At 38.7% G+C, this 23249-nt stretch carries 21 protein-coding genes; 10 read left to right on the top strand and 11 right to left on the bottom strand.

Annotated elements, in window-relative coordinates; genetic code table 11:
* Positions 1-19: 19 nt before the first annotated feature.
* Positions 20-1657, top strand: coding sequence for an amidohydrolase (locus KMW37_RS19550; protein ID WP_215226329.1), 1638 nt, complete (start codon positions 20-22; stop codon positions 1655-1657).
* Positions 1658-1666: 9 nt separating this feature from the next.
* Here the strand turns inward: KMW37_RS19550 and KMW37_RS19545 are convergent, their stop codons facing one another.
* Positions 1667-2383: a ComEA family DNA-binding protein gene (locus KMW37_RS19545; RefSeq protein ID WP_215226328.1), complete on the bottom strand. Its 717-nt coding sequence runs from the start codon at positions 2381-2383 to the stop codon at positions 1667-1669.
* A gap of 249 nt (positions 2384-2632) precedes the next feature.
* Here KMW37_RS19545 and hemA point away from each other — a divergent pair, with 249 nt between their 5' ends.
* Together hemA and KMW37_RS19535 are read left to right on the top strand one after the other, a co-directional pair.
* Positions 2633-3901 (top strand): glutamyl-tRNA reductase, encoded by a 1269-nt coding sequence (gene hemA, locus KMW37_RS19540; RefSeq protein ID WP_215226327.1) that lies wholly within the window; start codon positions 2633-2635, stop codon positions 3899-3901.
* Positions 3902-4051: 150 nt separating this feature from the next.
* The gene (locus KMW37_RS19535) at positions 4052-5617 is read left to right on the top strand and encodes a WG repeat-containing protein (protein WP_215226326.1); all 1566 of its coding nucleotides are present in this window, start codon (positions 4052-4054) and stop codon (positions 5615-5617) included.
* Positions 5618-5686: 69 nt separating this feature from the next.
* Here the strand turns inward: KMW37_RS19535 and floA are convergent, their stop codons facing one another.
* The 3 genes from floA to proS form a co-directional block, all read right to left on the bottom strand.
* Positions 5687-6694 (bottom strand): flotillin-like protein FloA, encoded by a 1008-nt coding sequence (gene floA, locus KMW37_RS19530; RefSeq protein WP_215226325.1) that lies wholly within the window; start codon positions 6692-6694, stop codon positions 5687-5689.
* A 3-nt stretch (positions 6695-6697) separates the two neighbouring features.
* Positions 6698-7159, bottom strand: coding sequence for an NfeD family protein (locus KMW37_RS19525; RefSeq protein ID WP_215226324.1), 462 nt, complete (start codon positions 7157-7159; stop codon positions 6698-6700).
* Positions 7160-7345: 186 nt separating this feature from the next.
* A complete protein-coding gene (gene proS / locus KMW37_RS19520) occupies positions 7346-8827 on the bottom strand; it encodes a proline--tRNA ligase (protein WP_215226323.1) in 1482 nt (493 codons plus the stop codon).
* A gap of 132 nt (positions 8828-8959) precedes the next feature.
* On the opposite strand from proS, the gene KMW37_RS19515 reads away from it, so the two are divergent.
* Complete coding sequence (locus KMW37_RS19515) at positions 8960-10234, top strand: hypothetical protein (RefSeq protein WP_215226322.1); 1275 nt, start codon at positions 8960-8962, stop codon at positions 10232-10234.
* A 112-nt stretch (positions 10235-10346) separates the two neighbouring features.
* Entirely contained in the window at positions 10347-11828 is a 1482-nt protein-coding gene (locus tag KMW37_RS19510; protein ID WP_246581573.1) for an OmpP1/FadL family transporter, read from the top strand.
* On the opposite strand, the gene KMW37_RS19505 is transcribed toward KMW37_RS19510, so the two are convergent.
* The 3 genes from KMW37_RS19505 to KMW37_RS19495 are packed head-to-tail and all read right to left on the bottom strand — an operon-like array spanning position 11818 to position 13986.
* On the bottom strand, positions 11818-12348 hold the full coding sequence (locus KMW37_RS19505) for a shikimate kinase (protein WP_215226321.1): 531 nt from the start codon (positions 12346-12348) through the stop codon (positions 11818-11820). The two genes, KMW37_RS19510 and KMW37_RS19505, sit on opposite strands and share 11 nt — an antisense overlap.
* Positions 12345-13442, bottom strand: a complete 1098-nt coding sequence (locus KMW37_RS19500) for a BT_3928 family protein (RefSeq protein ID WP_215226320.1) — start codon at positions 13440-13442, stop codon at positions 12345-12347. Before KMW37_RS19500 ends, KMW37_RS19505 begins: the two co-directional genes overlap by 4 nt.
* On the bottom strand, positions 13435-13986 hold the full coding sequence (locus KMW37_RS19495) for a DUF1599 domain-containing protein (protein ID WP_215226319.1): 552 nt from the start codon (positions 13984-13986) through the stop codon (positions 13435-13437). The genes KMW37_RS19500 and KMW37_RS19495 overlap by 8 nt, the downstream gene beginning before the upstream one ends.
* Positions 13987-14001: 15 nt before the next feature.
* On the opposite strand from KMW37_RS19495, the gene folP reads away from it, so the two are divergent.
* The gene (gene folP / locus KMW37_RS19490; RefSeq protein ID WP_215226318.1) at positions 14002-14886 is read left to right on the top strand and encodes a dihydropteroate synthase; all 885 of its coding nucleotides are present in this window, start codon (positions 14002-14004) and stop codon (positions 14884-14886) included.
* Positions 14883-15749, top strand: a complete 867-nt coding sequence (gene cdaA, locus KMW37_RS19485; protein ID WP_215226317.1) for a diadenylate cyclase CdaA — start codon at positions 14883-14885, stop codon at positions 15747-15749. Before folP ends, cdaA begins: the two co-directional genes overlap by 4 nt.
* 36 nt (positions 15750-15785) lie before the next feature.
* On the opposite strand, the gene kbl is transcribed toward cdaA, so the two are convergent.
* On the bottom strand, positions 15786-16982 hold the full coding sequence (gene kbl / locus KMW37_RS19480) for a glycine C-acetyltransferase (RefSeq protein ID WP_215226316.1): 1197 nt from the start codon (positions 16980-16982) through the stop codon (positions 15786-15788).
* Between the two features lie 168 nt (positions 16983-17150).
* Here kbl and KMW37_RS19475 point away from each other — a divergent pair, with 168 nt between their 5' ends.
* Positions 17151-18107 carry an NAD-dependent epimerase/dehydratase family protein gene (locus tag KMW37_RS19475; RefSeq protein WP_215226315.1) on the top strand — a complete coding sequence of 319 codons (957 nt, stop codon included), beginning with the start codon at positions 17151-17153 and terminating at the stop codon, positions 18105-18107.
* A gap of 7 nt (positions 18108-18114) precedes the next feature.
* Positions 18115-18606 (top strand): copper resistance protein NlpE, encoded by a 492-nt coding sequence (locus KMW37_RS19470; RefSeq protein ID WP_215226314.1) that lies wholly within the window; start codon positions 18115-18117, stop codon positions 18604-18606.
* Positions 18607-18624: 18 nt separating this feature from the next.
* On the opposite strand, the gene KMW37_RS19465 is transcribed toward KMW37_RS19470, so the two are convergent.
* Complete coding sequence (locus KMW37_RS19465) at positions 18625-18981, bottom strand: Spx/MgsR family RNA polymerase-binding regulatory protein (protein ID WP_215226313.1); 357 nt, start codon at positions 18979-18981, stop codon at positions 18625-18627.
* Positions 18982-19118: 137 nt separating this feature from the next.
* Between KMW37_RS19465 and KMW37_RS19460 the strand changes: the two genes are divergently transcribed.
* The gene (locus KMW37_RS19460; protein ID WP_215226312.1) at positions 19119-20162 is read left to right on the top strand and encodes a DUF3667 domain-containing protein; all 1044 of its coding nucleotides are present in this window, start codon (positions 19119-19121) and stop codon (positions 20160-20162) included.
* Positions 20163-20196: 34 nt separating this feature from the next.
* Here the strand turns inward: KMW37_RS19460 and hemL are convergent, their stop codons facing one another.
* On the bottom strand, positions 20197-21489 hold the full coding sequence (gene hemL / locus KMW37_RS19455) for a glutamate-1-semialdehyde 2,1-aminomutase (protein ID WP_215226311.1): 1293 nt from the start codon (positions 21487-21489) through the stop codon (positions 20197-20199).
* A gap of 5 nt (positions 21490-21494) precedes the next feature.
* Entirely contained in the window at positions 21495-23162 is a 1668-nt protein-coding gene (locus KMW37_RS19450; protein WP_215226310.1) for an ABC transporter substrate-binding protein, read from the bottom strand.
* Between the last annotated feature and the right edge of the window lie 87 nt (positions 23163-23249).

Genomic DNA, 23249 nt, shown 5'->3' with positions numbered 1-23249 from the left:
AAAACTAACCTTGTAAAAAATGAATTTATCTACAGCAAAATATTTATTGGCGAACCTTTGTTTACTACTTTTTGCTTGCCAAGAAAAACAAAAGGTAGACCTTATCATCCATAATGCGGTCATTTACACGGTTGATCAAGATTTTTCAAAAGCTGAAGCCCTGGCTATTTCAGAGGGAAAATTCATAGATATAGGAAAAAACAGTGAAATATTGGAAAGGTATGAGGCCCCCAATATATATGACTTCAACGGACAATTCATTTACCCAGGCTTTATAGACGCCCACGCCCATTTCTACAGATATGGAACCAGTCTAAAGGTCATTAATCTCGTTGGTGTTAAATCTCCAGAAGAAATGTTCAACCGGGTAAGGGAACACAGAAAAAATCACCCCAATCAGGCTTGGATTCTCGGAAGAGGTTGGGATCAGAACCAATGGGAGGAAAAAACCTTTCCCAATAAATCTGCACTTGACAAAGCCTTTCCAAACACACCTATCTTATTAACCAGAATAGATGGACATGCTGCACTTGCCAATCAAAAAGCTTTGGACATGGGAGGTATCAATGAAAGCACACAAATCCTGGGAGGAAAGGTAATCCTAAACAATGGAAAGGCCACGGGGCTTTTAGTGGACAATGCCATTGAAATAGTTAGTGCTAAAATCCCTGCCATTAGTGAAGCAGAGTCGCGTCAAGCATTACTGGATGCACAGAAAAACTGCTTTGAAGTAGGCCTTACTTCAGTAGTCGATGCTGGAATAGACAAAGGAACCATTGATTTAATGGAGTCCATGCAAAATTCGGGACAACTTAAAATGAGAATATATGCCATGATCAACCCCACAAGGGAGAATAAAGCGTATTATTTCGAAAGAGGCCCCTATCAAAACGAATCTATAACCATTAGAAGCTTTAAGATTTATGGTGATGGTGCACTTGGATCACGAGGGGCCGCTCTTTTAGCTCCCTATCATGATAGACCAGATGAAATTGGCATTTTGCTGAATACCTATGAAAACTTTTTGAACACTGCTGAAGAACTTTATGAGCATGGATTCCAAATGAACACCCATTGTATTGGAGATTCTGCCAACAGAACCTTATTGGATATATATGCCAAAGTTCTGAAAGGAAAAAATAACCTCAGATGGAGAATTGAACATGCACAAGTGGTCAGCCCAGAAGACCTTATCAAATTCGCGGAATACAATATTATCCCATCAGTACAACCTACACATGCCACTTCTGACATGTATTGGGCAGAGAACAGGTTAGGACAGGATAGAATAAAAACTGCCTATATTTTCAAGGATCTTCTTGAGCAAAACGGCAAAATTGCACTGGGCAGTGATTTCCCTGTAGAAAGCATTAATCCTATATTTGGATTCCATGCTGCAGTGGCAAGACAAGATGCTAATGATTGGCCAGAAGACGGGTTCCAATCAGAAAACAAATTGAGTAGAGAAGATGCACTTAAAGGGATGACCATTTGGGCCGCCTATGCCAATTTTGAGGAAAGGTTAAAGGGAAGTATTGAGAAGGGAAAACTGGCAGATTTTGTTGTACTAGAAAGAGATATAATGACCGCACCTGAAACAGAATTAAGAAACCTGAAAGTAAAGTCCACCTATATTGGAGGCGAAAAAGTTTATTGATCAATTCCATTATTCTGAAAGGGTCAAATAAGGCCTAAGTCTGTCCAGCCAGTCCTTGGTAAAGATCTTAATATCGAGTACATCATCCAAGGACTGGTAATGGCCATGCTGTTCACGATAGGCGATTATTACTTTTGCCTCTCCGTATTTCACATATGGATGAGCTGACAAATCCCGCACCGTAACATGATTTAAGTTGATCTTCTTTTTTATTAGTGGATTGAAATCAAAATATTCAAAAATTCCTTTAGCGACTTCCTCTTTTAAGCCATAAACCTCTAAAAGCTGGGACTTTTCATGCATCCCACCTAATTGCTCTCGGTACTTAACGATCCTGGATGCCAAGGTATTCCCAATACCAGGAACAATCTGAAGAAGAGAAGAATCGGCTTCTGAAAAATCAATTTTATTGATTAATTCTCCTTCACGTTTGGGCTTTTCCCATCTTCCAGTATCGGCAATAACACTTTTCTTGTTGGCTACCTTCTCCTTTCCATCCTCTCTATCATGATATGAATTTTTAATGAACACATTATCCGATTTCCGTTTTACCATCATCAAGTATTCTTCATATTTAATTTTGGCATCACGTTCCCAATACCAATCCAAAACACTCGGGATCCAAGCAAGAATAAACAATAAGGGAACTACTAATAAAAATCCCCTCGATTCTCTTTTTGTAAAACCTAGATAGGCTTTCAAGAAATAAAAAATGCTCTTCCTCATAAAAAATAACCTTTAATTGAAATAATACCTCCCTAAAAAACAATAAATTGGAGTTATGATAGAATTTGACTATCACCTATAATATAAATGTATTGGAATTATTTTCAAAGATTTAGCATTATTGCATTGGATTAGGAATAAAAAACCACGCTTCTTATTTAGACAGATTTTAAATTACATAGAGGAAGCTGAAATAATTCATTTCGTGCCTATTCTGTAATAAATTTGCAGTTTAATAACACTTAAATAATGCAGCATAAGTTTAGAGCCATAAGTCTATCATACAAAAATGCCCCTGTAGAAATCAGGGAAATCATTGCTTTAGACAATAAGGCCATTCAATCACTTCTGGTAAAGCTAAAGGAGTTTTTCAATGTGAAAGACACCCTTATCTTATCTACCTGTAACAGGACAGAGGTGTACTATGCGCATGAACTTGACTTAAGTGTTGAGATCATCAAATTGATCGGATCTGAAAAATGTGTCCACAATATCGTCTCGTATCTTGAATTCTTCACTATCATCAATGATGATAAAAAAGCCATCGAACACCTGTTTAAGGTATCAATGGGACTTGAAGCACAAGTTGTGGGAGACATGCAGATATCCAATCAAGTAAAAAGAGCTTATCAAGCAGCTGCAGATGAAGAAATGGCCGGTCCATTTTTACACCGCTTGATGCACACTATTTTCTTCACCAACAAAAGAGTAGTTCAAGAAACTGCATTCCGTGATGGTGCTGCGTCGGTTTCATACGCTGCTGTCGAGTTGATAGAGGAACTTACTTCGAATACTAGAAACCCAAGAATCCTATTAATGGGTCTGGGAGAAATTGGTGAGGATGTAGCCAAAAATATGGTTTACCTTCCTGAGGCGGAAGTAACCTTAACCAACCGTACATTTGAAAAAGCCCAGAATATGGGAGCAGAATTAGGCTTCAAGGTCATTCCTTTTGATGAAGTCTATGAAGCCATGGAATCTGCTGATGTAATCGTATCCTCTATTTCAACAAAAGATCCTTTCATCACCAAGGAGCTAGCCAAAAAATTAGACATTAAGAGTTATAAACTATTTGTTGACCTTTCAGTACCAAGAAGTATCGAAACGACGATTGAAGATGTCCCTGGCGTATTGCTTTATAATGTAGACAATATCCAAAGCAAAGCTACCGCAGCTCTTGAGAAACGATTAGCTTCCGTACCTCAGGTGGAAAGTATCATTGAACAAAGTATTGAGGAATTCTACGACTGGAAAAAAGAAATGATGGTTTCCCCAACCATTAACAAGCTAAAAAATGCGCTTGAGCAAATCAGAAAAGAGGAGCTTGAACGCTACTTGAAAAATGCCAGCGAGAAAGAATATGCTATCATTGACAAGATCACTAAAAGCATGATGCAAAAGGTCATAAAAGTACCAGTAGTACAGTTAAGAGCAGCATGTAAAAAAGACCAAGCTGAAGAGATGATTGACATTATCTCCGATTTGTTTGATCTCGAAAAAATAAATACCAAGCACTAATATTCATCTTCCTTTGTGTGGTGGGCAGGCTCAAAAACACATCAGTCTATTCACCTGTTTCATGATTTTTTTACCACACAAATAAACATTTTTTGAAAATACGCACATTCCTAATACTTTTAGGAATTCTATATTAATAAGTAAGCATCTATGAGCATTTATGGGAAATGGGCCTTGGCCATTTCAATGTTTTTAATAAGTATCAATCTTTGTCAATCCCAGATTTACGAAGTATATGATCAGCAGTATAATATGGTCCAAAAAATCAATAACGACCATATTTTCCTTTTGGGCGAATCCATTCGGGTAAGCGACAAAGACAAAAAGCTAAAACTTCTCAATCATAGCTATGAACCTTTCATTGAACTGGAAGGGGCTGAAATATACCAATACCTCAACCCATGGATCATTGTAACCAATGAGGGTAAATTTGGGGCGTACCACGAATATGGGGAACAAATACTCAAGCCGGAATATGACCATATTGACACCCACTATAACCAGTTATTGGCCAATAAAGGCAACACCTATTTCCATTATGATATAGGCAGTAAGAAATTTCAATCTTTAGGGAATTTCCAAAATGCATTCATCGCCCAAAACGGACAAGTAATAGCTAAAATCCCTTCAGGTTACTTACTACCTCTCTCTCCGAATCCCAATCAGATTTATCAAAGCTTAAGTTCGGTATCCAATGGAACGATCATTTCCCATGAACCATCCGGTTTTGGCATGATTAACAGACAGGGAAAATACATTCTCGAACCTATTTTGGATAGCTTGTACCATCTGGAAGGCGAGTATTTCTATGGCTATAACGAAAACCAATACATGTTGATCAAGGCCTTGGAAGATGATGCTGACATTCGTTACAGCAGCTATCATAAAATTAGCTTAGAAGATGATGTCATATTGGAATATATACACGGAAAACTGAGAAGGGTCATGAAAAAAGACGGCATCCTTTTGGACATAGTAGGCATGAAAGAGGTTGTCCGTAAAGATCCAGAACACTATAATGTGTACTTCAAGAATGGAAAGGTAGGACTGCTTGACCAAAAAGGAGTATGGAGAGTAGTGCCGATGGATGGAGTCACTGCTATTTACCCAGGAAAAGAAGATCTATTCGGGGCTGTAAAAGATCAAAAATTCGGTTTTGTAAACAGAAGTGGAAATTTGATAATCCCTTTTCAATTTGATGAAATCAACAAATTCTCAGAAGGCTTTGCAGGTATAAAAACTGGCAATCAATGGGGCTATATAGACCGCAGTGGAGCACTCGTCATTCCTTATCAATTTGATGAAGTAGGCGAATTTAATAGAGGTTTGGCCATTGTTAAGAAAAATGGAAAGTCTAACCTAATTGACAAAACTGGAAAAATTCTCCTTCAAGATTACTACAACACCATCTCACTTTTGGATGACTATTATTACATCACTGAAGAAAACAACCTATATGGAATAATTGATCCGCTAGGTCATGAAATCAGTTCTCCCTGTTTTCAATCTGTCAGAAGAGATGGCTACGATAGAATCATTGTACAGAAGAACAACAAATTCGGAATATTAAAAGAAAACGGTGAATTGGCCTTGCCGATTTACTACCAAGCCATTTTGGTAGACAACGCTACGAATAAAATACTGGCTGAAGACATTTATATCCCACCTGTAATAGAAGAACCTAACGGGAAAAAGAAGAAAAAACGGAATAAGTAATCCAAAAAGAAAGGCGCTGAATTCAAATTCAGCGCCTTTCTTTTAAAATTCAAAATAGGATCTTAGGAGTTATTTTTCTCCTTTGGATTTATTGTCTCCTTTCTTTCCTTCGTCAGGTTTTGCAATGGAATCCCTCATTTCTGTATCAGACTTGATATTCTCCATCTTATAGTAATCCATGATACCAAGGTTTCCACTGCGAAAGGCCTCAGAAATAGCCTTTGGCACTTCTGCCTCTGCCTCTACTACTTTCGCTCTCATCTCCACATTACGGGCTTTCATTTCCTGTTCAAGGGCTACAGCCATTGCCCTTCTTTCTTCAGCCTTTGCCTCTGCTACTTTAAGGTCAGCAGACGCTTGATCAATTTGTAACTTCGCACCAATATTAGTTCCTACATCAATATCTGCGATATCAATGGATAGGATCTCAAAAGCAGTCCCTGCATCCAAGCCTCTTTCAAGTACCAACTTGGAAATTTTATCGGGATTTTCAAGAACGCTTTTGTGAGTTTTGGCTGAACCAATTGAAGTAACAATTCCCTCTCCTACCCTTGCCAGGATGGTATCCTCACCAGAACCACCCACAAGCTGAGCAATATTTGCCCGAACTGTCACCCTAGCTTTGGCAATCAACTGAATCCCATCAGCTGCAACAGCCGCAACACTAGGAGTGTTGATCACTTTTGGGTTTACCGAGATCTGAACAGCCTCGAATACATCCCTACCCGCAAGGTCAATTGCTGTTGCCTGCTTAAAAGAAAGATTTATATTAGCCTTGTCAGCCGAAATTAACGCACGAATTACATTGGGAACGTTCCCACCTGCTAGATAGTGAGTTTCCAGCTCATTAGTAGTCAAAGCAAGTCCAGCTTTGGTTGCAGTAATCAATGAATTAACGATAATACTTGGCGGCACTTTACGGATTCGCATTCCGATTAATTCCCCAATTCCCACCTTCACATTGGCAAAAATTGCCGTAATCCACAGGTTGACTGGAACAAAATAGAGAAAAATAAATAGCAATATCAGCCCTCCAAAGGCTGCAACTAAGATGAGTGCTGAATTAGAAAATTCCATAGTTTATTGTTTAATGATAATTCTATTGTTTTCAAGTTGATGTATTTCCACTTCCGCCCCAGCTGAGATAAAACCTGAATTGGATTTGACTTCATATATTTTATCTCCAAACTCTGCCTTGCCATATGGTTTGATATCGGAAATGGTCTTGCCCCTTTGTCCTACCTGCAATCCTTCCAATCGATCATCATAAGTTCGGCTAGAAATCGTATCTTTTAATGAAAATCGCTTCCAAACCCCGGATTTAAACCCATAAAACACCACGATTACATTTGCCAAGATAGTACCTCCAAGAACCATAAGTGCAGTTTGGGATTCATAATTTTGGAAAGTAAAATAAATACCCAAACCACTAAATAGAAATCCCAAAACACCAACAAGGGTAGTTCCAGGGACAAAAAGCACTTCCAGTAAGACCAATGCCAAGCCAATTAAAAGAAGACTTATAATGATTACCCAAGTCATAAAAATTAAAAATTGATTTGTTGAAAATAGAGAGATTTTTCGGGATTATAAAATGAAAATAAATTTTGATAAACCGCCAATTTGAAAACCGTCTTCCTAAAAAACAAAACTGCCTCAACTGGTCCTTCAAGCAAAATCAACTTACTGAAGAACCATCTGAGGCAGCTTAACTTCTGGAGATATAATTTAATAGGCCTTAGCGAAAAGCACCCTTCCTTTAGACGGGTTTCCAGTCAACACACACTTTCCTTCCTCTGCTTCCTGATCCAATGGAATACAACGTATCGTTGCTTTGGTCAAATCTTTGATCTTTTCTTCTGTTTCTGAGCTTCCATCCCAATGGGCTGAAACAAACCCGCCTTTTTCTTCCAATACCTTCTGGAATTCCTCCCAAGTATTTACCTTGGTAGTTTTCTCCTCTCTGAACTGAAGTGCTTTTTGATAAATATTCTCTTGGATCTCATCCAGCAATTCCACCACTAACTTTTCTATTTCAACCTCTCCAAGCTTCACCATCTCCTTGGTCAAAGTATCTCTTCTGGCTACTTCAATGGTATTGTTGGCAAGATCTCTTGGCCCCATTGCTATCCTCACAGGAACTCCCTTCAATTCGTATTCTGCAAATTTCCAACCTGGTTTATGGGTATCCCTATGATCAAACTTAACCGATATGCCCAAAGGTTTTAATTTATTCATGATCTCATGGGCCTTTTCCTCAATAGCTTGCAATTCTTCCTCACTTCTAAATATAGGGACAATTACAACCTGAATCGGAGCCAATTTAGGAGGCAATACCAAACCCTTATCATCCGAATGAGCCATAATCAAAGCCCCCATCAAACGTGTACTCACCCCCCAGGATGTGCCCCATACATGCTCCAATCCGCCTTCTTTAGTGGCAAACTTCACATCAAAAGCCTTTGCAAAATTCTGGCCTAGGAAATGGGAGGTTCCAGCCTGCAGGGCCTTGCCATCTTGCATCATAGCTTCTATACAATACGTTTCCTCCGCTCCTGCAAATCGCTCGTTCTCTGTCTTAATACCTTTCACCACAGGCACACCCATATATTCTTCGGCAAACTGGGCATAGACATTCATCATTTGTTCAGTTTCCTCAATAGCTTCCTCACGAGTAGCATGGGCAGTATGCCCCTCTTGCCACAAAAACTCTGCTGTCCTTAGGAACAACCTGGTTCTCATCTCCCATCTCACCACATTGGCCCATTGGTTTACCTTCAAAGGCAAATCCCTATATGACTGAATCCAGTTTTTATAAGTACTCCAAATCACCGTCTCTGATGTAGGACGGACAATCAGCTCTTCTTCCAACTTTGCTTCAGGATCTACCACCACACTTTTATTATCGTCTGAATTCTTCAATCTGTAATGAGTAACCACAGCACACTCTTTGGCAAAACCTTCCACATGACTTGCCTCCTTGGACAAGTATGATTTAGGAATAAAAAGCGGAAAATAAGCATTGCTATGTCCAGTATCCTTAAACATCTGGTCTAGTTGCTGTTGCATCTTTTCCCAGATCGAATAACCATAGGGCTTAATGACCATACAACCTCTCACAGCGGAGTTTTCCGCCAAATCAGCTCTTTTCACTAGTTCATTGTACCACAGGGAGTAATCCTCACTTCTTTTTGGCAGACCTTTGCTCATTTGTATAATTTGTTGTTTTGAAAAAACTCTTTAACTTTAGTTCCTATTTTGGGAAGCAAATATAAATTAAAAAATCATAACCATCTTCCGAAGAGCACGTATATAGTGTTGAGTGTTGTAAACTAAACTATTATGAATAAAATTTTCACATATCGATACCTTGGTTTCCTTGCCGCCCTGGGAATGGTTGGCTGTAGCAGTAGTTACAGTGCTATGAATGGAGAATCAGACGACATGTATTTTATGGCTTCGGATGATGCAGTAGTAACTGCTAATGCGGTTTCCAACAATACACCTAATAACTTCAGTAAATACTCTGAAGTGGATGATTCAAACCAATATACTCAGGAAAGTTTTTCGGCAAAAAATGTCAATCCTGAATATATTGCAAAATATCAAGTTCAAAACGATACCGTCGCAGATGATATTGTTTATTTTGATGATGCAGCTGTAGAAGGCAATACCGGAGGAGAAGGTGATGTCAATGTTTACAATAATTTTTATGGCTACAGCAATCCAAAAGGTTCCAGTTCATGGAACACCAATCCATGGATGTACAGTACATTAGGGTTCTACGGAGGTCCTTATGGCTTTTATCCTAGTTTGGGCTTCGGTGGATTCTACGATCCATTCTGGGGCCCAGGATATGGTTTCAGACCAGGATTCAACCTTTCCATTGGTTTCGGAATTGGTTTTGGAAGCCCTTGGGGATACAGACCTTATTATAGCCCTTTCTATGATCCTTTCTGGGGTCCTAGCTATGCTTACGGAGGATATTACGGTGGTTACTATGGCGGATATTACGGCAGACCTGTCATTATCAACAATATCTATTCAAATGAAAGCAGAAGGATTGTAAGAGCCGCAAGTTCAAGAAGAGGAAGTACAATTACCTCTGCAAGTTCAAGAAGGGCTACTTCACCTGCAGCATCTAGAACTGATGCAAGAAGAAGCGTAGTGAACAGGGTGGATGCAAGTAGCAGAAAAGCCTCTTCAGATTTCAACAGATCTCAAAACGATTACACTAACGGTAGAAGTAGAATCACCTCTGCTAATCCTAGCAGAAGGACTGCGAACTCTGCAGTTATGACACGCCCTAGCAGCAGCGAAAGAACAAGAAGTGCATACAGCCCAAGCAGAAGTACTTCAACGAGGTCAATAGCACCTTCTACAAGCAGATCAAATAGTTCTAGTTATTCTGCACCTAGCAGCAGAACCAGAAGTTCTTCACCATCATACAATAGAAGTTCTTCACCTAGTCGTTCAAGCAATAACACGTATTCAACACCTACTAGGACCAGAAGTTCCAGTAGCTATACACCTTCAAGAAGCAGTAGCTCATCGTCTTCCAGGAGCTCAGGAAGCGCTACTAGAAGCTCAGGAGGTTCAAGAAGAGGGGGAAATTAATCCCCCTTTTTTTACAACTTTTTCTATCCCTTTCGTTAAAATATTCGAGTATCCTGACAATAAAACTTAATGGCCAGTCATTTGGCCGATGGGATTTCTATTTTAAAAATTTATGAGAATTAGTATTAAGACAATTTTAGGCTCAGTCCTTTTAGGAGTTTTATCCATCAATTTATCAAAAGCCCAAACCTTTGATGACGCATTACGCTACAGTTATTTCAATGCGACGGGCTCTGCAAGAATAATGGGACTTGGCGGAAGCCAGTTCGCACTTGGTGGTGACATTTCCAATATCTCTGGCAACCCAGCCGGTTTAGGCTTCTTCAGAAAGTCTGAGTTTAGCTTAACCCCTTCTTATGAAAACTGGCAATCTAATTCTAGTTTCATAGACCAAAAACAATCAGATAACACAGGGAATTTTGCCCTTCCCAACGTGAGTATAGTACTTAGTACTGTGAAAGATCCACTAAACAGAGACAATTGGAGAGGTCATTCCTTTGGTATCAGCATCAACAGGATCAGTAATTTCAACAATTCTTATGGTTACTTCTCCAATATTCAAGGCCTGAATTCTCTCTTGGATTATTATGTGGATGACTATAACGAGTTTGGGGCACCACCAGTGGGAGATCCAGCTGGTTTACCTCTTGATGTCGGCATAATTGGTCAAAATGGCAACAATTTCTATCGTTCTGACTACACTTATGAGCCTGACGACTTTGTTGATCCAATCTACCCATTCCAAGATGAGTTCATTGAAAACGAGGGCAGCTTGAGCCAAATTACCTTTGCATATGGTACCAATTATAAAAACAAACTGTTCCTAGGTGGATCAATAGGTGTTACTTCATTTAATTTTTCTTCGTTTAAAACTTATAACGAGGAATTTATTGATGGAAATGACAACACCTCATTATATTACTCTTTGAGAGAAAACCTACAGCATAATGGCACAGGAATCAACCTCAATGCTGGATTAATCTACAAACCCATCGACCAGATCAATTTAGGGGTCTCTTTTAGTTCTCCTACCTGGTACAGATACGACGAGAATTTTGATGCTGACATAAATGCAGAATTTTTCGATTTGGAGGGGAATCCTGAAAATCAAGAATTTGCACAAAGTGACATTTACTACTCTGTAATTAACCTAAGAACACCGACTAAATTAAGTGCAGGTGCGGCTTTCTTTATCAATAAAAATGGATTTATTACAGCGGATATTGATTATCTAAACTATGGTTCAATGCACCTTTCATCACCGGATTATAGGCTTGATGGAGCAAATGATGAAATTGATAATTCCGCAGGAAATGTCCTGAACTATAGAGTTGGCGCAGAATACAGGATAAAAATACTAAGATTAAGAGCCGGCACAGCACTCTATGGCGATCCATACAAAAACACTGAATTTGACAGAACCAAAGCCCAGTACACAGGTGGCATAGGTGTGAAACTAGCTAAAATGTACGTAGACTTTGCCTTTGTTCATAGTCAGTTCGACACCTATTATTCACCATATCCTGGTGCTGACATTTTATCCATAGATAATAAAAGCAATAAAGGAATGCTTACTTTAGGATTTAATTTCTAAAATAAGTCATCAATTCAGAAACCAGAAACTCAGTGGTAATATCATCTCCACTGAGTTTTATTTTCGCCTTTTGATAAAACTCTTCCCTTTCAGTCAATAAATCCTGAAGCTTTTGTGAGATTTCGGGGGTATCCAAGCCCTGAAACATAGGGCGCTTATCTGCCTCATTTTTAGTCAAACGCTGCAAGAGTTCATTAACACCTACTTCCAAATAAACAGAAATTCCCTTTTGATTGATACGTTCCAAATTATCATTATAACATGGAGCTCCACCACCTGTGGAAAGTAAAAAGGAATCCTCTTTATCCAAAATAGCACTTAAAACCCTTGTTTCCAATCTCCGGAAATACCCCTCTCCTTTTGTAAGGAAAATCTTAGGTATCTCCATTCCTTCTGACTTAACGATTTCCTCATCAAGATCATAAAAATCAAAATTTAATTGTTTCGCCAATATTTTGCCAAGGGTTGATTTTCCAGAGCCTGGCATACCTATTAGAATGATCTTTGAATGTTCCTTCATTGGGTGAATAAACTTTTCACGTCCTCTGGATGAGGAGTATTATTGATATGATATTTCTTTAATATAGTTCCATCTTGGATCAGCATTATGCCGGGATTTGAACGGATCATCGTTTTTACGACGGTAGCATCCCCGTAGTAGTAGGGGACATCCCAGGATTTTTCCTTCATAAGAAGCTCCATCTCTTCAGCTGAGCTTGCTGTAATGATTACCACCTCTATATCTCCCTTTAATTCCTGAACCAAAGGGCTAATCATCTCCAACTTGTCTCTGTCAATTTTCTCAAGGCTATTGAATAAAATCAAAACTTTATTCCCCTCAAGCACCAAATCGGTAAAATCGCCATCATCATTCCATATAGCAAAGTCTGAGATCTTTGGTAAGAATTCCGGGTTTTTAAGCTGCATATCTACAAACTCATAGCTTTCATCCGTAGGATACTCATCCAAAACAACTTCCTCACCGTTCTTAGTCATGATATAACGGTATTCTAATGTCCCAGAGGGCTGCATCGCTAGAGGTATATTCACCCCTTCCTTATACGCTCTAAAATCAATAATTGGCAAGTTCCTAATAGCATAAATAGATATAAGCAAAGAAGCTAACAAACTAATGACAACAGCTGTTTTTGCGCCCAATCCATTGCTATCTGTCAGCTCTTTCTTATACAGGAACAATACCCCTATCAAGACCAATAGAACAATATCTTTATAAAATGATTGCCAAGGAGTCAGTTTGATTGCATCCCCAAAACAACCACAGTCTGTCACTTTATTAAAAAAAGCAGAATAAAAAGTCAAAAACGTAAAGAAAACAATAAGCAGCAATAACAGGTTTACTGTTAGGTTTTTCTTAAAATTAAAAATTAGCATCACTCCCAAAACCACTTCCAACACAATCAAAAAAACAGCAATTGGAAGTGAAAAAGGCATAAAAACCTTGAAGAAGGAAGCTATATCATGAGAAAAAACCTCAAAATACTCCTTTAGTTTGATTGAAGTCCCTACGGGGTCATTTACCTTTATAAGTCCCGAAAAAATAAACAGCCCCCCTACTAAAAAGCGGAACAAATTCAATATCAATTTTTTAAGCATTTTGCGCTTCCTTTAGCTTGATCAAACAAAAAACTGAATAGTTAATCATATCTTGATAATTGGCATCCACTCCCTCTGAAGCCAAGGTTTTGCCTTGATTATCCTCAATTTGTTTTACCCGGTATAATTTCATCAAGATAATATCAGTTATAGAGGAAACACGCATATCTCTCCAAGCTTCCCCATAATCATGGTTTTTATTTTCCAAAAGGGATCGGGTAGCATCAACCCACTTTTCATATAGGGGCTGTAACTCCTCATAACTCAGTTCAAGCCGCTCGTCATCCTTTAAATCCAATTGGATAAGTGCAATGATACAATAGTTGATGATTCCTATAAATTCATCTTGAATAGGATCATTAACCATCTGTGTACCTTTCTCCTGAATGGAACGGATTCTCTGAGCCTTGATGAATATCTGATCTGTAATAGAGGGCAGACGAAGTATTCTCCAGGCTGTTCCGTAATCTATCGTTTTCTTCTTAAAAAGTTCTTTACAAAGGGTGATAACTTGATTATATTCGCCTACTGTTTGCGTTTTCAAAGCAATATTGATTTAATGAAAGATATTCCAAAGTCTTCTTTAGAAATCGAAGATAAATTATTTCCCTCAAAAATAACACTTCAAATCAAAGGAAAGCTCCTAATACTGGAAGATCCTTGTGTAATGGGAATTCTAAACATGACACCCGACTCTTTTTATGCAGATAGCAGAATCGGTCAAAGTGAACCCCAAATCTCAGCTCAAGCAGAAAAAATGATTTTGGATGGCGCTGCCATTCTGGACATTGGAGGCTACAGCAGTAGGCCAGGTGCAGTAAACATTAGCACCGAAGAGGAGATCCAAAGAGTCATTCCGAGTATAAGTATTATTAAAAAGCGATTCCCGGATATTCTAATCTCGGTAGATACTTTTAGACACGAAGTAGCAAAAGCTGCAGTAGAGTCAGGAGCTGATATTATCAATGATATTTCTGGAGGAGAACTTGACCCAAATATGATTCCGACGGTGGGGAAATTAAAAATTCCTTATATATGTATGCATATGAGGGGAAATCCTGAAACTATGCAGAGCAAAACGGAGTATAATAATATTGAAAAGGAAGTTTTACTTTTTTTTAGTGAAAAGATAAACCAATGCCGGGAAGCTGGTATACATGACATCATCATTGACCCTGGCTTTGGCTTTGCCAAAACTATCGAGCAAAATTATAGGATTCTTAAAAACTTATCTTATTTTAAGTCTATTAAAAGCCCTATATTAGCAGGAGTCTCTAGAAAATCTATGATTTATAAAACTTTAGAGATTGCTCCTGAAGAAGCCTTAAACGGAACAACAGCCCTTAACATGGCGGCCCTGATTAATGGTGCAAAGATCCTAAGAGTACATGATGTAAAAGAAGCTAAAGAGACTATAAGATTATATAAAAACATTTACCCTTGAACTTACTATTTAAAATAGGTTTTTTAGACGTATCTATCGTCAACATTATAGACATAACCTTAGTCAGCGTGCTGATCTATCAAGTCTATAAGTTGATGCGGGGAAGTGTTGCGATTAAAATATTTTTGGGTTTCCTATCTCTTTATCTGGTTTACTTAGTGGTCAATGCTGCCAAAATGGAATTACTCTCCATCATTCTAGGTCAGTTCATGGGAGTTGGGGTAATTGCCGCTATTATCCTCTTTGCCCCTGAAATCAGAAAATTCCTGTTGATCATTGGCAAGACCTCCATCTTATCCAATGAAAATGTACTGCAGGAATTGCTATTCTGGAGAAAAAAGGAAACCATGGCTTTTAATATTACTCCGATCATTGAGGCTTCCAAGTCTTTGGCAGGAACAAGTACCGGAGCACTCATAGTAATTTCTAAAAATTCAGAGCTAAAATTCTACGCAGATAGTGGGGACCTTATCGACGCCGTGGTATCCAAACGATTATTGATTTCCATCTTTAACAAATACAGCCCATTGCACGATGGTGCTGCCATCATCTATAACGGAAAGGTAAAAGCTGCCCGTTGTATTTTGCCAGTAACAGAGAAGGAGCTTCCTGCTCATTTTGGGTTGAGGCACCGGGCAGCAATAGGAATGTCTGAAGCCACTGATACATTAGTATTGATTGTATCTGAAGAGACTGGCCAGGTTTCAATGGCCAAAAATGGCAATATACTTCACAATCTTTCTTTTCAAGAAGTAAGAGAAATGATCAATGCTTATTTGACAGGAACTGATATTGATGACAAATTTGAATATATCAGCCCTTTTGAAAACAAAAAATTCAAACAGCGCACAGCTGAAGCATAAAAAAGCAGCCTATTAAAATAGGCTGCTTTTTTATTATTACTTGATCACATCCAATTCTTTTCCAACGGCAACAAATGCCTCAATGGCTTTATCTAAATGCTCTCTCTCGTGAGCTGCAGAAATCTGAACCCTGATTCTTGCCTGGCCTTTCGGTACCACAGGGTAATAGAAGCCTATTACATAAACTCCCCTTTCCAATAGCTTTTCCGCCATCTTCTGAGACAATACCGCATCATACAACATGATCGGAACAATAGGGTGTACACCTGGTTTTATGTCAAAACCTGCCTCGGTCATTTTTTCTCTAAAATACTGGGTATTCTCCTCCAACTTGTCCCTTAGCTCAGTTGTGCTGCTAAGCAGATCAAATACAGCTATCGAAGCCCCTGTAATTGACGGCGCCAAAGTATTGGAGAACAAATATGGTCTTGATCTTTGTCTAAGAATATCTATGATTTCTTTTCTTCCAGATGTAAATCCACCAGAAGCCCCTCCAAGAGCCTTACCTAGCGTACCAGTAATGATATCCATCTTACCCATCACACCTTTTAATTCATGCACACCTCTACCCGTCTTACCAATAAAACCGGTTGAGTGACATTCATCAGACATAACGATTGCGCCATACTTCTGGGCCAATTCAACAATCTTGTCCATTTGAGCAATGGTACCATCCATAGAGAAGGCCCCATCAGTTACAATTATTTTTTGCTTCGCTCCTTTTTCATTAGCCGCTTTAAGTTGCTCTTCCAGATCAGCCATATCATTATGCTTATATCTAAAACGCATGGCCTTACATAACCTAACACCGTCAATAATTGAGGCATGGTTCAGGGCATCTGAAATAATGGCATCCTCAGGACCTAATAGTGGCTCAAAAACACCACCATTAGCATCAAATGCAGCGGCATAGAGAATGGTATCTTCGGTACCCAAAAACTCACTGATCTTCTTTTCCAGTTCTTTGTGGATGTCTTGGGTACCACAAATGAAGCGTACTGAAGACATGCCATAACCATGACTATCAATAGCATCCTTGGCCGCTTGAATCACTTTTGGATGACTGGAAAGCCCCAGATAATTATTGGCACAAAAATTCAAAACCTGCTTTCCATCTTCTGTGGAAATTTCAGCTCCCTGTGGGGAAGTAATGATTCTTTCAGTCTTATAGAGTCCTGAATCTTTAATTTCTTTCAGTTCCTTTCCTAATTTCTCCTTCAAACTTTCGTACATTTTTTATTTGGATTTAAATTCTATTTATTACTTTGAGAAATCTTTCGTCTAAATGTAATTGAAATAATTTATAAATGGTAAAATTGAATTTATTAATTTTACACCAATATAAACCCTAAACGTTAAAAGAGATTAAGCTAAAATGATTTAGCTTCGCTCAGGAATATTATGGAAAGAATATTAATTACCGGAGCAGCCGGACAGTTGGGCTCAGAACTTACCCAAGCATTAGCAGGTATATATGGTGGAGAGAACATCTTCGCCACAGATATCAACGAGGCAGTAGCGCACAAATTTGATTATTGCAACTTTGCCTCCCTCGATGTGATGGATCGAGATGGCTTGGCAAAAATTGTTAAGAGCGAGAAGATCACACAGATTTATCATCTCGCGGCCATCCTTTCGGCCACTAGCGAAAAAAATCCTCTTTTTGCATGGCAGCTAAATATAGAAAGCTTGTTGTCTATTTTAGAGCTGGCAAGAGAGCAAAAGCTAAATAAAATCTACTGGCCATCTTCAATTGCTGTTTTTGGTCCAAACACCCCTCTTCAAAACACTCCTCAACATTGCGTAATGGATCCCAATACGGTCTATGGCATTTCAAAACAGGCAGGAGAAAGATGGTGTGAATACTACTTTCAGAAATACAATGTTGATGTAAGAAGCATTAGATACCCTGGTCTGATTGGCTATAAATCATTGCCTGGAGGTGGTACTACCGACTATGCCGTGGATATCTTCCATAAAGCCATAGAAGGAGAAAATTTTGAGTGTTTCTTGAAAGAAGACACCTATCTTCCGATGATGTATATGCCAGATGCGATCAAAGCCACCCTTGATCTAATGCATGCTCCCGCTGAAAACATCAAAATCAGGTCTAGCTACAACCTTGGAGGAATCAGTTTTAACCCGAAAGAACTATATGATTGTATCATTGGCCAAGGAGCAAAATTTGATATAAGTTACAATCCTGACTTTAGACAAAACATAGCTGACAGCTGGCCTGACAGCATTGATGATAGTGCCGCTCAACGAGATTGGGGATGGAAACATTCCTATGGTTTAGAAGAAATGACAAAGGATATTTTGACTAACTTACCAGAGTATTTAGTCAACTTTAAATAACAACCAGATGAAAAGTTTCTATCTACTTGGTCTTGCCTCGCTATTTAGCCTGACCATTGCCTGTGATCAGCCTGCCAATGAAACTGCTAATCAAGAAACTAGTAGTGTAACACCTTCCTCTACTGCTGATAAGATTTTAGAGCAAAAAACCTCTACTTGGTACACCTACGAAGGTACCATTCCCTGTGCTGACTGTGAGGGCATCAAAATGGTCCTGCAGCTTGAAAACAACCCTGATGAGGTAACAAGAGAATTCAAGCTAAAAGAAACTTATCTAGGAACTCCGGAGGGTGACAGAACTTTCGAAACCAGTGGCACCTACGAAGTGAGCTATGGCATGGAAGGAGATCCCGGAGCAATGCTAGTTAGCTTAATTGATGAGAATGATCAGCAGTTCAAAACCTTTCTTCAAGAAAAAGACGGCATTCATTTTACACTCTTAGATCGAAACAAAAATAAAATCGAATCGGACTTGAATTACACTTTGACGCAAAAATAAAACCTGGCTAGCCAGGTTTTATTTTTTATTCAATATTTCATCTTTTTTAAAGCCTGCCTGAATATCCCCATCAGGAAAAATCATTACTGGTCTTTTTATCATGCTACTATTTTTTGCCAGTAAAGGGATAGCAGTTGACGCTGTTTCCGCTTGTGCTTTTTCATCATCACTCAGCTTTCTATAGGTAGTTCCCCGTTTATTCAACAAAACTTCCAAAGGAACCTCGGAAAGAAAGGACTCTAAAAGTTCAGCTGTTGGTTGCTCTTTTTTATAATCATGAAAATCATATTCCATCCCATTTTCTTCCAATAACTTAAAAGTCTTCTTCATTGTATCGCAATTCTTGATACCATATACTTTTATCTTTTCTTGCATATATTTTCTATTTTAATGCTAATTATTAGATCAAAAGTAATAGACAGGCTTTTTCCGGGCAATTATTTAATTAAAATATCGAGCATAAAACACGATCAATAAGCACAATAACTAGGTAAGCCACTTATTAGGATTGAATGAAAAAGAGCAGAAAATTAACCCAATGCCTAAACTGTGACCAAAACTTGAGTCTTGAGGACAATTTCTGCCCTCATTGCGGTCAGGAAAATATGGACAAAAATGTTTCTATTGGACTTTTTATCAAGGATTTTTTCTCCAATTATATCAGCTTCGAAACCAAACTTTTTAGAACAATACCGATTTTCATCAGCCAACCAGGAAGACTAAGTATTGAATTTAACGAGGGTAAAAGAACGAAATACATTCACCCTATTAGGATGTACCTCATTCTGTCTATTTTCTATTTTTTTATTATCAGTAGCCTCCTTCCAAAAAATCTTATGGACAAGGCCATTAACCTGAATTCTACGCCACCAGATTCATCATCTTCAACAGTAGTCAACCTCGCAGATTCTTTAGAACAAAAAGAGATACAAGAATTGAAAGAAACTTTTGGAGATATAGGTACAGATAGTCTCTCAAAAAAACTTAACCTCCCTGACACATTAGATTCGTCACCACTGCCCACAAAATCTGATTGGCAGGAGTTAAAAATCATGGCACAGGATGAAGAAATCCCTGACAGTACTTTTATGGATTTACTTCATCATAAATATAATTTCATGACTGATCTCGACGATACTATTGTTCGAAATTTCATTGCCAACTCCAACCTCTTCTTTATCGAATCGGCTAAAAACCTTCCAGTGATGATGTTTGTGCTACTTCCTTTTTTTGCTTTATATATGAAGCTTTTATATATCAGGAATCCTGGTTTCTATGTGGAGCATTTAGTCGAAGGCCTGCATTTGCACAGCTTTGCCTACCTCATTTATGGACTTGGTCTATTATTCATAAAATTCACTCCCGGGATTAGCACGGGAGCATTTTGGCTTTGCTTTATTGCAGTCAGCACCTATACATATATATCCCTCCTTAAAACCCAAAAACAAGGCTGGTTCAAAACCCTGATAAAATTCTGGTTATTGGGATTTTTCTATTTCACTACCCTGTCCATTGCAATTATGGCTGAACTCTACCTTTCCTTATTATTGGTATAAAAAAAACCAGTTCGATTGAACTGGCCTAAATTCCTTATGAGTGAATCTCTTTGAGTGATTCCTCATTGGCATGAATAATACGCTCAATATGCTCCTGCTTCAATGAGGTTGAAAGGAACAAACTTTCAAATTGAGATGGGGCTAAATACACCCCTCTTTTCAGCATTGCCTGAAAATATTTCCCAAACAAAGCAGTATCTGACTCCTTGGCGGACTCAAAGTCTGTCACCTCCTTATTTGTAAAAAACAAACTGTACATGCTTCCCAAATGGGTTACTGAATAATCTAGCCCAAGTTTGCGCAAACTCTCCTTTACACCTGCAACTATAGCATCACCTGTTGCCTGCAAGTCTTGATAGACAGAAGGTGTTTCATGCAAGTAATTAAGCATAGCCAATCCAGCAGCCATAGCGATAGGATTCCCGGAAAGTGTTCCAGCTTGATAAACTGGACCTGCTGGTGAAACAAATTCCATTATCTCCTTCTTTCCTCCATACGCGCCCACCGGCATACCTCCACCGATAATTTTCCCCATGGTAGTTAAGTCTGGAGTAACACCAAACACTTCCTGAGCACCACCTTGTGCAAGTCGGAAACCGGTCATTACCTCATCGAAAATCAACACAATTCCCTCCTCATCACAGACTTTTCTCAAGCCTTCCAAGAATCCTTCCTTAGGCAATACAAGCCCCATATTTCCAGGAACAGGCTCCAAAATAATCGCTGCAACTTCACCCTTATTTGCAGTAACCAATGCTTTAACCGCTTCAAGGTCATTATAAGGAGCCAGTAAAGTATCCTTTGCAGTTCCTTTGGTTACACCAGGTGAATTGGGTTCCCCCATAGTAATGGCTCCAGATCCTGCAGCGATCAAAAACGAATCACCATGTCCATGATAATTCCCTTCAAACTTGATGAACTTATCTCTACCTGTAAATCCCCTGGCCAGTCTCACTGCAGACATTGTCGCCTCAGTTCCCGAGTTAACCATTCGAACTTTGTCAACAGATGGAACCATCTTAGTGATCAGCTCAGCTATTTCAATCTCCTTAGAGGTAGGTGCTCCAAATGAAGTACCATCTTCCATGGCTTTAATGATCGCCTCTTTTATCATTGGATGGTTATGTCCTATGATCATTGGCCCCCAGCTATTGATCAATTCAATAAACCGGTTATCATCCGCATCAAATAAATATGGCCCATCGGCTTTTTTGATAAACAATGGATCTCCCCCTACAGCTTTGAAAGCTCTTACAGGAGAATTTACTCCTCCAGGAATAAAATTCTGGGCGTTTGCAAAAAGCGCCTTGCTGTTATTAATATTCATTAAAACTATAATTTAATTTCTTCCAGTTTCCCTTCATTCAATTTCAATACTGGAACGTATTGGTTGGACTGACTGTTGCTAAAATTCAATCCAAAGCTTAAACTTCCTTTCACCATACCGTTTCGGTTAAGGTTTTCCCTAAAATCAAAGCCTCTCTGTTCATTAATAGTTTCAGCCACCCAGTTCATAAGATCATAACCTACATACGCATTTGCTCCAGGATAAACATGGTAACGCTCGAAAAAATGGAACCTATAATCTTCTACTGCCTTTTTAGACAAATCAATAGTATTATTCCCTACGAAATACAGTTCATTTCCATCCAACATATCAAAATTGGCAAAATTGAAATACAACCAACTGTCCATAACAAAAATAGGAGTCTGCGTAGTTTGCGATTCCAATAATGAAAGTGTTGGTGAGGCAATATAAGGATCGTCAGAGAAAATAACTATTTCGTCAACCGCTGGAGTCTCACCAGGTCTGATCCCTATATTTTCCATAAAATCCCTGATATTACTGGAATTAACCTTTTGGTTGAACACCACTCTATATCCCCTCTTTGAAGCCTCTTCGGCAAACTCCCTGGCCATCAACTCATCTCTGGTTGAACCAGAATAAGCCAATGCTATTCGGTTTCCAGTAACATTTGATCTACTATAATTTAAAATCCTGTCCACAATCTCTTTTGTGGAAGGCCTAAATAAATAGGCGTATCCCATTCCATCAAAACCGTCAGTGATATTAGAAAGGGGATTGATGAATGGGATTTTATTAGCTTGGGCAAAACCGGCCACAATTTCAGTTTCCTCAGGGTATAAAGGCCCAATGATCACATCGGCCTTAGAAAAAAATGAATCCGTTAAAATCTTCCTTACAACCTCATTTTTTCTTTCAGTATCAAAAGTTTTGACATTAATATCCATACCCTGTGAACGGGCGTTTTCAACAGCCATATTAATCCCTTGATATAATTCGAAAATAAAATTATTTCCCTCAAGGTTTTTAACACCCGTACCGCCCTGATAGTTGAACGGCAATATTATAGCTACATCCAAAGTCTGATTCCTAATCTTGGCTGTACTTGTCTCTCCCCCTCCTAGATCCATATTTTCCATATCAGTAAGGATCTGCCTTTCGCTGCTCGTCAATACTGATTGGCTAAGTAATTTTTCCTTAAGGGCTAATACATACCCTTTGTTTTGCTTAAATGCCGCCCAGTGAGCAGCCAAAAAACTGGTGGTAGCGTTATTATTCAAATAATCATAGCTCGCCTTAAAGCCCTCCTCTTTTAATTCATCACCATCTATCTTACTTATTTCACTCAATCCCGCATAAGCCTCATTTTGGGCAAAATAGGTCAAAGCCAATAAATAAAGTCCTTCATCCTCACGCTCCCAATTATAGTTCCCCAACAAATCAACCAAGGTCGCCTGAGCCAATTGGTATTGGTTGTTTTTATAAGCAGCCCTCGCAAAATGGTAACGGGCATAGAGGGACAAATTCCCATATTCCTTATAATTTAAATAGGGCCTTAATTGCTCCATGGCCTCCTCTTGATTGCCAAGATCTATTAAGCGTACAGCACTACTATATCCTTCTCCTTTTTGTTGGGCCATTACTGTTAACTGGAAGAAAAGCCCCAAAAGTACTATTAGATGAATTTTTTTCATGGGTAAGATTAACTTATGATGATTTGCCGGAACCAAAGGAAAAACTCCCTCAAAAGATATGAGCAGAAATCAATTGACTTGCTCATC

Source organism: Echinicola shivajiensis (assembly GCF_018642165.1).
Taxonomy (GTDB): Bacteria; Bacteroidota; Bacteroidia; order Cytophagales; family Cyclobacteriaceae; genus Echinicola; species Echinicola shivajiensis.
Note: the sequence above shows the minus strand (reverse complement) of the source record. Positions and strands in the feature narration are given on the sequence as shown.